We start from the raw sequence: 13,261 nt of genomic DNA on the forward strand, positions 1-13,261 counted from the left end.
GCAGGGGGCGTGGCAGAGGGGGGCCGGGGGCGTGTGTCCATTCTCGCCGCTTCGGCCTCCGCTGTCACCGTTCTCCGGGACGATCTTCCCGCCGTCCGCCGCCCCTACCGTTGGCACCGGGCGGGGCCGACCGGCCCGGCCCGGTGGAAGGGACCGGCCCGGTGGAAGGGAGCGAGGACGTGGAGGGCATGACGGCGGCGCCCGGCGGCATCCCGGAGGAGGTGGCGGCCGAACTGCGCGCGATGAAGCGGGAGCAGAGCCGCTCGGCGCACCTGGCGGGCAGCGACGACTTCGCCGAGCAGCTCGCCTGGCGCAGACTGACCGCCGAGCACGGCGACCGCCTGGAGCGGATCCTGGAGAGGTACGGCTGGCCGACCGAGGCGGGCGCCGACGAGGAGGCCGCCACCGGCGCCTGGCTCGTCGCCCAGCACGCCGACCGCCAACTCGGCCTCCAGCGCCGCGCGCTGCGCCTGCTGGAGCGGGCCGTGGCCGACGGCGGGGCGAGCCCGCGCCACCTCGCCTTCCTCCGAGACCGCGTCGCGGTCAACGAGGGCCGCCCGCAGATCTACGGCACCCAGATCGCGGGCGTGCGCGACGGCGCGCCCGTCCCCTGGCCGTGCGCCGACCCCGACCCCGTCCGGGTGGACGCCCTGCGCGCCGAGGTCGGCATCGCGCCCTTCGCCGAGCACACCGCCCGGCACGCGCCCGGCGGCACGCGCTGAAAACCCCGGGCGGACGGTGCCTCCCGCGTGCCAGGATCGGCCCATGACAGCCGCCGAGCCCTGGATGATCGACGAACTCGCCCACGCCGGTCCCGAGCATCTGGACCCGGCCTTCGTGGCGGGCTTCGACCGCAAGCAGGGGCACCCCGACCCGGCGCCGGACATCGACGCGCTGCGCCGCCACGGCGTGGGGCGGGGCGCCACCGTGGTGGATCTGGGCGCCGGGACCGGGCGGTTCGCGCTGGCGGCGGCCCGCGAGTTCACCCGGGTGGTGGCCGTGGACGTCTCGCCCGCGATGCTGGAGCACCTGCGGGCGCGGGCCGGGCAGGAGAGTGCGGCGAACCTGGAGTGCGTCCGGGCCGGTTTCCTCACCTACGAGCACACCGGGCAGCCCGCCGACGCCGTGCACACCCGGCACGCCCTCCACCAACTGCCCGACTTCTTCAAGGCGCTGGCGCTGGACCGCGTCGCCCGCACACTGTGGCCCGGCGGTGTGCTCCGGCTGCGCGACCTCGTCCTCGACTTCCGGCCGCACGAGGCCGGGGAGGTCCTGGAGGCATGGATGGCGGGCGCGGCCGACGATCCCGCGCTCGGCTACACCCGCCGGGACTACGCCGAACACCTGCGCACCGAGTACAGCACCTTCCGCTGGCTGCTGGAGCCGATGCTGGAGGCCGCCGGGTTCGAGATAGTGGAGGCGGAGTACGAAGGGCGCCTCTTCGGCGCCTACACCTGCGTCAGACGCCCCTGAGGGGCGGCGCGGCACCCAAGGAGGCGGGTTGAAGCTGCACCTGTTGCGCGTGTCCGAGCACGCGGCCGGCGCAACCGACGGCGCGGTGCTGTCGGAGGAGGAGCGCGCCCGCTGCGCGGCGTTCGTCCGGGAGGCCGACCGCGACCGCTACCGGGTCGCCCACACGGCCCTGCGTCTGGAACTGGCCGCGGTCCTGGGCACCGAGCCCGCCGCCGTCCCCCTCACCCGCGAGCCGTGCCCGCTGTGCGGCGGGCCGCACGGCCGCCCGGCCGTGCCCGGCAACCCGGTCCACTTCTCGCTGTCGCACGCCGGCGACGTGGTGCTGATCGCCCTCGACGACGCGCCCGTCGGGGCCGACGTGGAGGCGTATCCCACGGCCGCCGCCGTCGCGGAGACCGTCTCCGCCCTCCACCCGCGCGAGCGTGCCGAGATCGGCAGGCTCGCGCCGGCCGACCGGCCGGCCGCCTTCGCCCGCTGCTGGACGAGGAAGGAGGCGTACCTCAAGGGCACCGGCACCGGCCTGGGCGAGAGTCCGGACACCACCTACGTCGGCAGTCTCGCGACCCCCGCCGCGGTCCCCGGCTGGGAGCTCACCGACGTGGCCGTGCCCGGGGGCTACGCGGCGGCCGTGGCGGTCGCCGTCGCCCGTACGGGGGAGGAGAGCACTCCGTAGGGACGGCCCGGCGGGCGGGCCGCGGCCCCCGCGCCCATGGTGGCGGCATGAGCACACACAGGAGAACGGGCGACGGGAGCGCACCGTCCGGAAGGCACGGCTTCCTGACCCCGGGCAGGGTGCTGGTCCTGCTGCTGCTGGCCGCCACCCTGGTCTTCGTCTTCCAGAACACCGAGCGGACCGAGATCAGGCTGCTGGTCCCCGTCGTGACCATGCCTCTGTGGGTGGCGCTGCTGATCCCCGGCGTGATCGGGCTGCTGTCCGGGATGTATCTGGTGCGGCGCAGATAGCGGACGGCGCGGTACCGCCGTTCGCGCGCCTGCCGGGCGGACGAGGGAATGATCTTCCCGGGCGGGGAAGTTGTGCGGGGTATGAAGGCAATCGCTCTGAACGAGTACGGCGGACCCGACGACCTGACCCTGACCGAGCTTCCCGATCCCAAGGTGGGGCCCGACGCGGTCCTGGTGCGGGTGAAGGCGGCTGGGGTGAACCCGGTGGACTGGAAGGTCGGGGCGGGCTACCTCGACCCGGTCCTCGACGCACACTTCCCGCTGGTGCCCGGCTGGGACGTGGCGGGCGTGGTGGAGAGCACCGGCCCGGACGCGAAGGAGTTCGCCCCCGGTGACGAGGTGATCGGATACGTCCGCAAGGACTGGGCGCAGAACGGCACCTACGCCGAGCTGGTCGCCGCGCCCGTGCGCACCCTGGCTCGCAAGCCCGCCGCGCTGAGCTGGCAGCAGGCGGCGGGGCTGCCGCTGGCCGGGCTCACCGCGTACCAGTCGCTGAGGCGGCTGGGCGTGGGCGAGGGCGACACGGTGCTGGTCCACGCCGCGGCCGGCGGCGTCGGCTCGCTGGCGGTGCAGATCGCGGCCGCGTGGGGCGCGCGGGTCATCGGCACCGCCAGCGAGCGCAACCACGACTTCCTGCGGGAGCTGGGCGCCGAGCCGGTCACCTACGGCGAGGGGCTGGCCGACCGGGTGCGCGGGCTGGCGCCCGGCGGGGTGGACGCGGCCTTCGACTTCGTCGGCGGCGAGTCGATCGAGGTGTCGCGGCAGGTGCTCAAGGACTCCTCGCGGGTGCTGTCGGTCGTGGACGCCGAGGTGATGGCCAAGGGCGGCCACTACCTGTTCGTGAGGCCCGATCCGGCCGACCTCGCCGCCCTGGCGGACCTGGCCGACGCCGGGAAGCTGACGGTCGGCGTCGACCGCGCGGTGCCGCTGGCCGAGGCCGCCGAGGCGTGGCGGCTGAGCCAGTCCGGGCGGACCAGGGGGAAGGTCGTCATCGACGTCTCCTGACGCGGCCTCCCCGGGCGCGGGGGCCCGCCGGGAGGCGGGCCCCCGCGCCCGGGTTCTCCCGGTCCGCCTGCCGGCGGGCTATCCCTCTGCGCCCGCCTGCCGGCGGTCGACGTATTCGAAGACCGAGCCGTCGGGGTGGCGGGCCACCATGTTCCGGCCGATGGGGGTGGACTGCGGACCGGCGATGATCTCGGCGCCGACGGCCCGCAGATCGGCCGCCGCCTCCTCCACGTCCCGCACCGCCAGCGTGGCGGCGACCTTGCTGAGGACCTCCATCGGCCCGGGCGGGCCGCTCATCAGCAGGAAGGGGCCGACGGCGGCCGCCGAGACGGGGCCCTGCGCGAACCGCATGGCCTCGGCGCCCGTGAGCCGCTCGTACACGCCCGCCGCCGCGTCCAGGTCGTCGACACACACGCGCAGCGCAGTACCCAGAATCTCCATGCGAGCGAGCCTAGTTGGGGGCGCGTACGGTGTCAGGCGCGCCCCGCCGCGCGCGCCCGTCCCGTCTCAGGCCCGGCACAGGATCTGCCCGTGCGGCACCGAGAACCAGCCGTCGGGCCGTCCGCCCCACTCGCGCCAGGCGTCGGCGATCCGCTCCAGCTCCGCCCGGTCCGCGTGCCCGCCCTCGACGGCGAGGCGGGCGTAGGCGGAACCGGTGGTGCGCTCCGCCCACAGGCCGCTCCACCAGGCGCGGTCCGCCTCCGTGGCGAAGCACCAGACGTCCGCGTCCGCGGTGACGTCGGTGAAGCCGGCCTCGCGGGCCCAGGACAGCAGCCGGCGGCCCGCGTCCGGCTCGCCGCCGCCGGCCCGGGCGACCCGGTGGTAGAGGCCGAGCCAGTCGTCCAGGCCGGGCAGCAGGGGGTACCAGGCCATCGACGCGTAGTCGGCGTCGCGGGCGGCTACCACCCCGCCGGGGCGGCACACCCGGCGCATCTCGCGCAGCGCCGCCACCGGGTCGCCGATGTGCTGGAGGACCTGGTGGGCGTGGACGACGTCGAAGGAGTCGTCGGGGAAGTCCAGGGCGAGGACGTCCGCCCGTGCGAAGCGGACGTTGCCCAGACCGCGGCCGGCGGCGGTGGACCGGGCCTCGGCCAGGACGTCCTCGGCCCGGTCCACCCCCACCACCTCCCCGGGCGCCACCAGGGCGGCCAGGTCCGCGGTGATGGTGCCCGGGCCGCAGCCCACGTCCAGCACCGACAGACCCGGGGCCAGGAAGGGCAGGAGGTGGGCCGCGGAGTTGGCGGCGGTGCGCCACCGGTGGGAGCGCAGGACGGACTCGTGGTGGCCGTGGGTGTACACGGCGTTCGGTCTCGGCATGCGCGCACCGTACCGCGCCGTCTTGCCATGTGAGCAAAACGGTTCCGCTATATGGACAGTGGCGGGGTGGGCCGCCGACGGGCCGGTACGTCAGGACGGGGCCGAACCGCCCGTCGCCCCCTCGGCCGGCGGACCGCCGTAGGGCCAGCGCAGCAGCGCGCCGAGCCCGCCCACGGGCAGTCCCTCGGGAGTGCCGGGCTCCTCCGCGAGCGGCCCCACGGAGATCACCTCGGCCCCGGTGGTCACCGCCGACCGCAGCAGCGCGTCGTCCGCGCGGGCGCTGACGGGACGGGTCTCGCCCAGGTACTGCAGGTCGGTGCGGCGCACCGACACCTGGTCGGGCTCGTCGCCCACCCACACCTCGCGGTGCAGATCGGGACCGTCGGGACGGACCAGCAGGGCGGAGATGCGGTGCTCCCGGGCGGCGTCCACCAGTGCGGGCACCCCCTCGGCGGCGCCCACCCTGCCGTCGTCGGTCGGCACCCGCCTGGCCTGGAACCGCTCCATGACCTCGGCGGCGTGGCGGTGCACATAGGAGGCGCGGGCCTCCTCCACCTCCTTCTCCAGCTTCTCCTCGCCGGCCGCCGCGTTGCGGCCCGGGGCGCGCACCCCGTGCTCGGCGATGACGGCCACACCCCGGAAGTCGGGGGCCAGCCGGTCGTGCACGGCGTGGCACTCGCGGGTGTCGCCGGCCAGGACCAGCACCTGCGCGCCCGTCTCGGCCTGTTGCTCCTTCAGGCTCTCCGCGATGAGGGCGGCGTTGTGCTCCCAGGTGTTCTCCACCGAGTTCTGGAACCGCCGCTCGGACCAGTCGGCGTTCGGGGTGCGGTGCACCGGCCACTCCTCGCCCTGGATCTGGCCGGCCTCGCGCCTGCCGAAGGGCCCCCGCAGTTCCAGGTCCGCGCCGGTGCGGTCGATGCGGGCCAGCAGGCAGGTGGGGGCGGTGTCCATCAGCTCCAGCAACGGCGTGGTGTGCGGCAGCGGCCCCCAGGTGGCGTACGGGCCGCCGCTCGGCGCCCGGGCCAGCGCGGGATCGAGCACCACCTCGCCCGCGGTGGCGAACAGCGCACGCCCCGGCGAGGCCGAACTGCGCGGCAGTGCCAGAAGGGCGTCGTACACCGCCTTGCGGGTGCGTTCGTCCGCCCCCTGGCTCTTCAGCAGATCGTGGACCTCGCGGGCGGCGAGTTCGTGGCGGGCCGCCGCGTCCTCGGTCAGCCACGAGGTGTCGAAGTAGACCGAGGCCCAGGGGCCGGGACGGTCGAAGATCGGGCTCAGGAATCCGAGTTCCATGGGCTCCCTCCTTGGAATCGCCGGTTTCCGGGTACCCGAACCGGTGCAAAAGACACGGAGCGAGGCCGGAGAACACCGACGAAGGAGGAGACCGAACCATGGGAATGGGAGTGGACCCGGAGAAGCTGTCCGAGACCGCGCTGATCGAGGAGCTGGAGTCCCTGCACCGGACCCGCCACGACACCCTGCTGCACGGCTCGTCGGACGCGCTGGCCGCGCACACCCGGCGCACCGCCGAACTGGAGGGCGAGTACCTGCGGCGCCACCCCGACCGGGCCGTCTCGGCGGGCCGTACGAGGGAGGGCGCCCGGGCGCGCACCGAGTGAGGCGAGGGTGCCGGCGGGAGCGGGCGGCCGCGCCGGTGCGCGGGCAAGCGGTGGTGGCGGCATGGTGGCGGCGCTGTGACGGCCGGGTGAGCGGGTGTTTGCCCCCAGGAGGCGGGGGCACCCGGACCGCGGCCGAGCGAGCGGCCCTGTGGGGGAGTGAGAAGGCTTCGGGCACGGAGGTCAGGGACCGTGCCCGGAGCCGCTCCCGAGTCCGGGTACCGCCCTGCTCCGGGCGGTACCCGCGACTGCCCGCGAGGCCGTTGGGGCACACCGGCCCGGGGCGCGCGGCGCACGGGAGGGGGAGCGCACGGACACGGCGAACGCGCGGGCAGGGCGAGAGGGGCGCACCCGAAAACCGGGTGCGCCCCTCTCGCCCGTCGGGGAGGGTGGGCCCATGAGCGATGCGCACACCGGCCCCGCAACCATCCTGGCGCCGGACGACACGGTGACCGTGGTCCTGCGCAAGTCCCGTGGCAGGCAGGTCCGTTACCCGGCGACCGCGGAGCGCGACGACGGCGTCCACGCCGTCGTGCGGGCGCCCTGGGCCGGCCCGCCGGTGCGGGACTTCGGCTTCGTGCGCTTCGAGAGCGGCGACGTGTTCACCGAGCACTACTGGCGCGACCGCTGGTTCTCGGTCAAGGAGGTGCGCGGCCCGGACGGCGGCCTCAAGGGCTGGTACTGCGACGTCACCCGCCCCGCCGCCGTCGCACAGGGCACGCTGACCACCTGGGACCTGGAGCTGGACCTGTGGGTGTCGCCCGACCGGTCGGCCGTGCTGCGCCTGGACGAGGACGAGTTCGCCGAGAGCGGGCTGCCCGAGAGCGAACCGGAGACGGCCGCCAGGGCCCGCCGCGCGCTGGACGAACTCGAACGGCTCGCCCGGGAGGGCGGTTTCGACGCCCTGCTGAGCTGACCCCGGATCCGGGACTTCGAGGAACCCGGGGCCGGGCGCGGGCACGGGAGCGGCGCGGGGCAGGCGAAGGGGGTGCGGAGAGCCGCACCCTCTCCGCACCCCCGTCCATGGGCCCCGCCCTCCGCCGGGCCGCCCGGCGGCCGGTTCAGTCCTTCAGCCGGGGCAGGACGTCACTGCGGTAGAAGTCGAAGAAACCCCGCAGATCGGGGCCGATCTGGTTGACGTGCACCACGTCGAACCCGGAGTCCGCGAACTCCCGCAGGGCGCGTACGTGCTCGTCGGGGTCGTCGCCGCACGGCAGCCCGGAGCCGGCCACCACTTCCTCGGTCACCAGCTGCGAGGCCTGCTCGAAGTGGGCGGGGGTGGGCAGGACCTGCCCCAGCTCGCCGGGCAGGAACATGTTGGGCCAGCGGCGGTGGACGGTGCGCACGGCCTCGTCGCGGTCGGCGCCGTAACAGACCTTCGTCCCGGCGAAGGCCGGCCCCTGCCCGGAGCCGCGGCCCCCGCCGCTGCGGCGGAAGCGCTCCAGCCCCTCCACGTCGGGCATGGTGGTGATGAACCCGTCGCCCACCCGTCCGGCCAGCTCGATGGCGGCCGGGCCGAAGCCGGACACGTCGATCGGCACCGGCTGGTCGGGCACGTCGTACAGCCGGGCGTTCTCCACGGTGTAGTGCCTGCCGTGGTGGCTGACCTCCTCGCCGGTCAGCAGGCGCCGGATGACGCCGATGGCCTCCTCCAGCATCTCCATCCGCACCGACGCCTGGGGCCAGGGGCCGCCCAGGATGTGCTCGTTGAGCGCCTCGCCGGTGCCCACGCCCAGCCGGAAGCGCCCCTCCAGCATCACCGCGCTGGTGGCGGCGGCCTGCGCGACCACCGCCGGGTGGACGCGCACGGTGGGGCAGGTGACCGCCGTCTGGACGGGCAGCGAGGTCGCCTGCGAGATCGCGCCGATGACGGACCACACGAACGGACTGTGCCCCTGGACGCCGTTCCACGGGTGGTAGTGGTCGGAGATCCACAACGAGGTGAAACCCGCCTGCTCGGCCATCCGGGCCTGCTCCACCAGCTCGTTCGGTCCGTGGTCCTCACAGGCCAGGAAGTAGCCGTACTCGGTCATCGAAGCAGTCCTCCACAGGTCCGGCGGTGCGGGCACCGGGTAACCGGGTGCCGGTGTGAAAAACATCGTTTGAAGGGGTGGGCCCCGGGCATCCGAACCCTCGTGCTTCGGACCGCAGGCACATCCGCGGGAGCGGTGACATTCCCCGCCCCGGGTGTTTCGGCCCCGGTCCACCTGTGCCCGGTCCCGCGGTAACCCCCACAGAGCCACAGTCCACAGTTCGGGAGAGACCGCACATGACCCCCGTACGAGCACGAGCAAAGCACGCGCGGCACCCGCACGACGACGCCCCCGACACCACCGCCGAGTTCCAGCGCATCGCCGAGCTTCCGGACGGCCCGGAGCGTGAGGAGCTGCGGCAGCGGGTCGTGCGGGCCTGGATGCCGATGGCCGAGCGCCTCGCCCGGCACTTCCGGAACCGCGGCGAGTCCCTGGAGGACCTGGAGCAGGTGGCCGCCCTCGGCCTGGTGAAGGCGGTCACCCGCTACGATCCGGCGCGCGGCAGCGCTTTCGAGAGCTTCGCGGTGCCGACCATCGTCGGCGAGATCAAACGGCACTTCCGCGACCACATGTGGGGCCTGCACGTGCCGCGACGGGTGCAGGAGCTGCGCAACCGCGTACGCGCCTCCAGCCGCCAGCTCAGCCACTCCCTCGACGGCCGCACCCCCGGCGTCAAGGAGATAGCGGAGCACAGCGGGCTGACGGAGGAGGAGGTGCGCATCGGCTCCGAGGCCCTGGAGAGCTACAGCACCCTCTCCCTGGACGCCGAGCTGCCCGGCGCCGACGACGGCTACGCGCTGGTGGACACCCTCGGCAGCGCCGAGCCCGGCTTCGACCTCGTCGTCTACCGCGAGTCGCTCAAGCCCCGGCTGCGCAACCTGCCCGAGCGCGAGCGCAAGATCCTCTACCTGCGCTTCTTCTGCGACATGACCCAGAGCCGGATCGCCGAGCAGCTCGGCATCTCCCAGATGCACGTCTCCCGGCTGATCAGCCGCACCTGCAACCGCCTGCACGCCGAGGTCGAGGCGGATCTGGAGCGGGAGCATGCCGCCCCGGAGGGGGAGCGGGAGCGCGAACGCGTCTACGCGGGCTCCCGGGCCGCCTGACGCGCCGCCGGCGGGTGAGGCGGGATGCTGGCGGCGCGCCCCGCACGCACCTCCGGCGCCCCCTGCCTCCGGCGCCCCCTGCCTCCGCCGCGCCCGCGCAGCCGCGCGGGCGCGGCGCACGCGCGCCCGGCGTCCCTCTCCACCGGCCGGACCGGCCGGTGGAGCGCCGGTCCGCGGGCCGGCTCGCGGACCGGCCCGCCGAACGCCTCACAGCCCGCGCAGGGCGAGGGCGACATGCCGCGCGATCCGCTCCACGGCACCGGCCTCCGCCAGCCCGAAGGCCCGCCGGCCGCCGGTGCGCAGCAGCGTCAGCGCGCCGAGCACCGGGCCTCCCGCGCCGTCGGACAGCGGCACGCACAGCAGCGAGCCGACCTCGGCCCGCACCACAACGGGGGCCCCGGCGGCGTCCCGGCCCAGGAGCCCGGGGTCCTCGGGCCGCACTCGCAGCGTCGTGCCGCCGTGCCGCACCGCGTCCGCCACCGGCGGCCAGGAGGACGGGTCCTGCCCGGCGACCGCGTCGCGCAGCCGCCCGGCCGGGGCCAGGACGGCGGCCCGGCGCAGCGCGCCACCGGGCACGGCGGCGTCGACGACCACCCAGTCGGCGAACCGGCCGTAGAGCGCCTCCGCCACCCGCTGCGGCACCTCCTTGGGGGAGTCGGCCCCGAGCAGCGCCGTCGTCGTCCCGTCCAGCAGGTCCATCAGCTCGGCGCCGCGGGCGGCCTCGGACGGGTCGGGGCGGGACTCCCCGCGCTCCACCGCCGCGGCCGGTCCGGCGGGGCCGTGCCCGGCGGGCGCGCCGGGCACGGCCGGCTGGAGGACGGCCAGGACGATCGCGCCCGGCTCGTGCGGGGGGTGCAGCGCCGTCAGGGTGACCCGCAGCGCGGTGCCGCCGTGCCGGGACGGGCCCGGCAGACGGACGGTCAGCCCGCGGTCGCCCTCGCCGCGGGCGACGGCCGCCACCTGGGAGCGGAAGGCCGCCCGGGATTCGTGGGCCAGGGAACCGGTCAGTGCCCGCCCGGTGGAGTATCCGGCCCGAACCCCCAGCACCTGCCCGGCGGCGGGGTTGCAGCGCCGTACCACCGTGTCCCGGTCCAGCAGGGCCACCGCCACCGGCAGCCGCTGGAACAGGAGGCGCAGCAGCCGGTGCTCGTGGTGCTCCTCCGGGCCGCCGCGGTGCCGTTCGGCGGCCAGCTCCTCGTAGCGCGGCCACAGCACCTCGGCCGCGTGCCGGAGCTCCAGGAGCGCGGCCTCCAGGGCGGGGAGGCGGTCGGCCTCCGGCAGGGCGGGCGCCGACCGCAGTTCCTCCACCCTTCGGCGGAAGTCCGCCAGCTCGCTTCCGAACTCCTCCGCCTGCGCCATGTCCTCAACGTAACCCGCGGGCAGCCGGAGGTCCTGTCGGTCGCACAGAAAAAATACTACTCATCACTCTTTGTTGGGACGGTGTGATGGGAAGGGCCGCGCTGCGGTGGTCCCCGGGCGGCCCGCGCCCGCCCGGACGGCTCGGCGCGCCGGCCGTTTCCCGGCCGCCGCGCGGGGCAGCCGATCCCACGCGACCGGATGTTCGGGGAGCCGGCCGCGACCGGCCGGAGAACAGAGGAAAGGACCGGACAGCGCCATGCCGGACCGATGCGACGCGATGCCGTTCGAGTCCGCTCCGATGTTCCCGGGACCGGAGCCGGAGCCGGAGCCGGCGCTCGACGCCGCCTCCCCCGCCCGGAGCCTCGCCCGGCTGGCCGAACAGGTCGTCCGCTCCACCCCGGGGTGCTGCGGCGCCACCGCCACCGCCCACACCGGCGGCGGTCCGGCCGAGGGCACCACCGCCGTCACCCATCCGGACCTGTCCGAGCTCGTCGCCGTCCAGTGGGAGGACGGGGACGGCCCCGTGCCGCAGGCCCTGCGCACCGGACGCCCCGCCGGCTCCGAGGACCTGCTGCTGGACGACCGCTGGCCCGGCTACCGCGCCAGGGCGCTGGAGATGGGACTGCGCTCCGGCGCCGCCCTGCCGTACCGCCGGGGCGACCTCACCCTCACCCTCACCGTCCACGGCTTCCGGCCCCGCCCGCTGGAGGAGACCGTCCGCTGCCCGGCGGCGCTCCTGGGCGACCTGGCCGCCACCGGGCTGGCCCGCGACCGCCGCCACCGCGCGGCGCTGGCGGAGGCGGAGCAGCTCAGGGGCGCGCTGCGCAGCAGACCCGTCGTGGACCAGGCGTGCGGGATCGTGATGCACGTGCTCGGCTGCGACGCGCAGGAGGCGTTCGCCCTGCTGCGCGGGATCTCGCAGCACACCAACCGCAAGCTCTCCGACCTGGCCGGCGCCCTGGTGCGCACCCGGGGCCACGGCATGGAGCAGGAACTCCAGCGCTTCTCGGAGCTGTCCCGGCGGCACTGACCGGTCCGGCGGAAGGGCCGGAAGGCAGCGGCGGAACCAGACAGGGCGGCCGGCGGGCCGCCCCCGGACACGGCGGAGGCACGGATGCAGCAGACCCGACCCGACGGCCCCACCCCCGCGGCCGTGACCGCGCCGGACCGGTACGGCGTCCACGGCGCCGTGGCCGAGGCGGCCTGCGGCTACTGGGGGCGGCGCGGCCTGCCCACCGAGCCCGGACAGGTCGTGGCGGCCCCCACCGCGCCCCTGCTCCTGCTGGCACTGCTCGCCGCGGCCGAGCCCGGACACGAGCGCGGGCAGGGGGAGGCCGGTCCGGACGGCGGCGGGGTGGTGCTGCCCAGGCCGGGCCCGGCCTGGCACGCCGACCAGGCACGACTGCTCGGCCGGCCGCTGCACCCCGTGCCCGTGCCGGCCGAGTGCGGCGGGGTGCCCGACCCCTTCGCGCTGCTGGAGACCGTGGGCCGGGCCCGCGCGGCCGGCGGGGACCCGCGGGTGCTGCTGCTGTCCGTGGCCGACGGGCTGACCGGGACGGCCGCGCCGCCCGAGCTGCTGCACGAGGTGTGCGAGGCGGCCGTCCAGGAGGATCTGCTGATCATCAGCGACGAGAGCTGGCGCGACACCTCCCACGACCCCCGTGACACGGTGATCGTCAGCCCCGCCGAGATCCTGCACCGCTCGGCCCGCCTCACCGGCACGGGCACCCGCGCCGACGCCCTCCACGCCCACGCCCGCACCGCAGTGAACGGCGGCGGTGACAAGAGCGGTGACAAGAGCGGGGACGAGGGCGGGGACCACGACTGCGTCGTGGTCCTCGTCGACCTCGGCGCCGACCCGGAGCACGCCCTCGGGCCGGGCACCGCCGTGGGCGTGGCCCGCCTGCCGGCCACCGCGCGCGGACGGGAGCTGGGCGAGCGCACCCGCGCCGCCCTGACCGCCCTGCACGCCCGCCCCCGCGGCCGCGACGCCACCGCCGCCGCCGAGGCGCTGGACGAGGCGGAGCCGCTGCGCGCGCACCGCGCCGCCGGCAACCGGGCCCACGCCGACCGCGCCGCCGGACTCCACCGCATCCTGACCGGCGCCGGCGCGGTCTGCCGGCCGCCGCACGCCGGACGCCACATCTACCCCGACTTCGAGGCGCTGCGCCCCGCGCTGGCCGCCCGCGGCATCGAGGACGCCCCCCGGCTGGAGGCGGAACTGGTGCGCAGGCTCGGCCCGTACGCGCTGGGCGGCCACCGCTTCGGCGACGATCCGCACGCCCTGCGGGTGCGTCTGTCGACCGATGTGCCGCCGGAGCGGCTGGAAGCGGCCCTGCGGGAGCCGGCAACCGCGGGCCCGGCGGCCCCCCGCCCCGTGACACCCCCGGAC

General features: G+C 75.9%; 15 protein-coding genes. 10 read left to right on the top strand and 5 right to left on the bottom strand.

The annotated features are described in order from the left end of the window. Positions 1-188: 188 nt before the first annotated feature. The 5 genes from L7D48_RS17240 (at position 189) to L7D48_RS17260 (ending at position 3,441) form a co-directional block, all read left to right on the top strand. Positions 189-722: a DUF6624 domain-containing protein gene (locus tag L7D48_RS17240; protein WP_374492599.1), complete on the top strand. Its 534-nt coding sequence runs from the start codon at positions 189-191 to the stop codon at positions 720-722. 43 nt (positions 723-765) lie between these two features. Beyond that, the gene (locus tag L7D48_RS17245) at positions 766-1,473 is read left to right on the top strand and encodes a class I SAM-dependent methyltransferase (protein WP_237880338.1); all 708 of its coding nucleotides are present in this window, start codon (positions 766-768) and stop codon (positions 1,471-1,473) included. Positions 1,474-1,501: 28 nt separating this feature from the next. Beyond that, positions 1,502-2,146, top strand: coding sequence for a 4'-phosphopantetheinyl transferase superfamily protein (locus L7D48_RS17250; RefSeq protein ID WP_308312298.1), 645 nt, complete (start codon positions 1,502-1,504; stop codon positions 2,144-2,146). Positions 2,147-2,193: 47 nt separating this feature from the next. Continuing rightward, positions 2,194-2,436, top strand: a complete 243-nt coding sequence (locus tag L7D48_RS17255) for a LapA family protein (RefSeq protein WP_237880339.1) — start codon at positions 2,194-2,196, stop codon at positions 2,434-2,436. 81 nt (positions 2,437-2,517) lie between these two features. After that, positions 2,518-3,441 carry an NADP-dependent oxidoreductase gene (locus L7D48_RS17260; RefSeq protein ID WP_237880340.1) on the top strand — a complete coding sequence of 308 codons (924 nt, stop codon included), beginning with the start codon at positions 2,518-2,520 and terminating at the stop codon, positions 3,439-3,441. A gap of 78 nt (positions 3,442-3,519) precedes the next feature. Here L7D48_RS17260 and L7D48_RS17265 read toward each other — a convergent pair whose 3' ends face one another. The 3 genes from L7D48_RS17265 to L7D48_RS17275 form a co-directional block, all read right to left on the bottom strand. After that, positions 3,520-3,882: a VOC family protein gene (locus tag L7D48_RS17265; protein WP_237880341.1), complete on the bottom strand. Its 363-nt coding sequence runs from the start codon at positions 3,880-3,882 to the stop codon at positions 3,520-3,522. Positions 3,883-3,948: 66 nt separating this feature from the next. Next, complete coding sequence (locus L7D48_RS17270; protein WP_237880342.1) at positions 3,949-4,758, bottom strand: methyltransferase domain-containing protein; 810 nt, start codon at positions 4,756-4,758, stop codon at positions 3,949-3,951. Between the two features lie 90 nt (positions 4,759-4,848). Further along, a complete protein-coding gene (locus tag L7D48_RS17275; protein ID WP_237880343.1) occupies positions 4,849-6,048 on the bottom strand; it encodes a Vms1/Ankzf1 family peptidyl-tRNA hydrolase in 1,200 nt (399 codons plus the stop codon). 98 nt (positions 6,049-6,146) lie between these two features. Here L7D48_RS17275 and L7D48_RS17280 point away from each other — a divergent pair, with 98 nt between their 5' ends. Beyond that, positions 6,147-6,374, top strand: a complete 228-nt coding sequence (locus tag L7D48_RS17280) for a DUF6158 family protein (RefSeq protein ID WP_206349693.1) — start codon at positions 6,147-6,149, stop codon at positions 6,372-6,374. Positions 6,375-6,768: 394 nt separating this feature from the next. Beyond that, complete coding sequence (locus L7D48_RS17285; protein WP_237880344.1) at positions 6,769-7,287, top strand: DUF402 domain-containing protein; 519 nt, start codon at positions 6,769-6,771, stop codon at positions 7,285-7,287. A gap of 145 nt (positions 7,288-7,432) precedes the next feature. On the opposite strand, the gene L7D48_RS17290 is transcribed toward L7D48_RS17285, so the two are convergent. Next, positions 7,433-8,404 (bottom strand): TIGR03557 family F420-dependent LLM class oxidoreductase, encoded by a 972-nt coding sequence (locus L7D48_RS17290; protein ID WP_237880345.1) that lies wholly within the window; start codon positions 8,402-8,404, stop codon positions 7,433-7,435. A 236-nt stretch (positions 8,405-8,640) separates the two neighbouring features. Here L7D48_RS17290 and L7D48_RS17295 point away from each other — a divergent pair, with 236 nt between their 5' ends. Beyond that, on the top strand, positions 8,641-9,510 hold the full coding sequence (locus L7D48_RS17295; protein ID WP_237880346.1) for a SigB/SigF/SigG family RNA polymerase sigma factor: 870 nt from the start codon (positions 8,641-8,643) through the stop codon (positions 9,508-9,510). A gap of 207 nt (positions 9,511-9,717) precedes the next feature. Here the strand turns inward: L7D48_RS17295 and L7D48_RS17300 are convergent, their stop codons facing one another. Continuing rightward, positions 9,718-10,869, bottom strand: a complete 1,152-nt coding sequence (locus L7D48_RS17300) for a PAS domain-containing protein (protein ID WP_237880347.1) — start codon at positions 10,867-10,869, stop codon at positions 9,718-9,720. A 256-nt stretch (positions 10,870-11,125) separates the two neighbouring features. Between L7D48_RS17300 and L7D48_RS17305 the strand changes: the two genes are divergently transcribed. Continuing rightward, complete coding sequence (locus tag L7D48_RS17305) at positions 11,126-11,899, top strand: GAF and ANTAR domain-containing protein (protein WP_237880348.1); 774 nt, start codon at positions 11,126-11,128, stop codon at positions 11,897-11,899. 84 nt (positions 11,900-11,983) lie between these two features. Further along, the coding region (locus L7D48_RS17310; RefSeq protein ID WP_237880349.1) for a hypothetical protein at positions 11,984-13,261 on the top strand (1,278 nt) is incomplete at its 3' end.

The sequence above is a fragment of the Streptomyces sp. ICN903 genome (assembly GCF_022015835.1).
GTDB lineage: Bacteria > Actinomycetota > Actinomycetes > Streptomycetales > Streptomycetaceae > Streptomyces > Streptomyces fenghuangensis.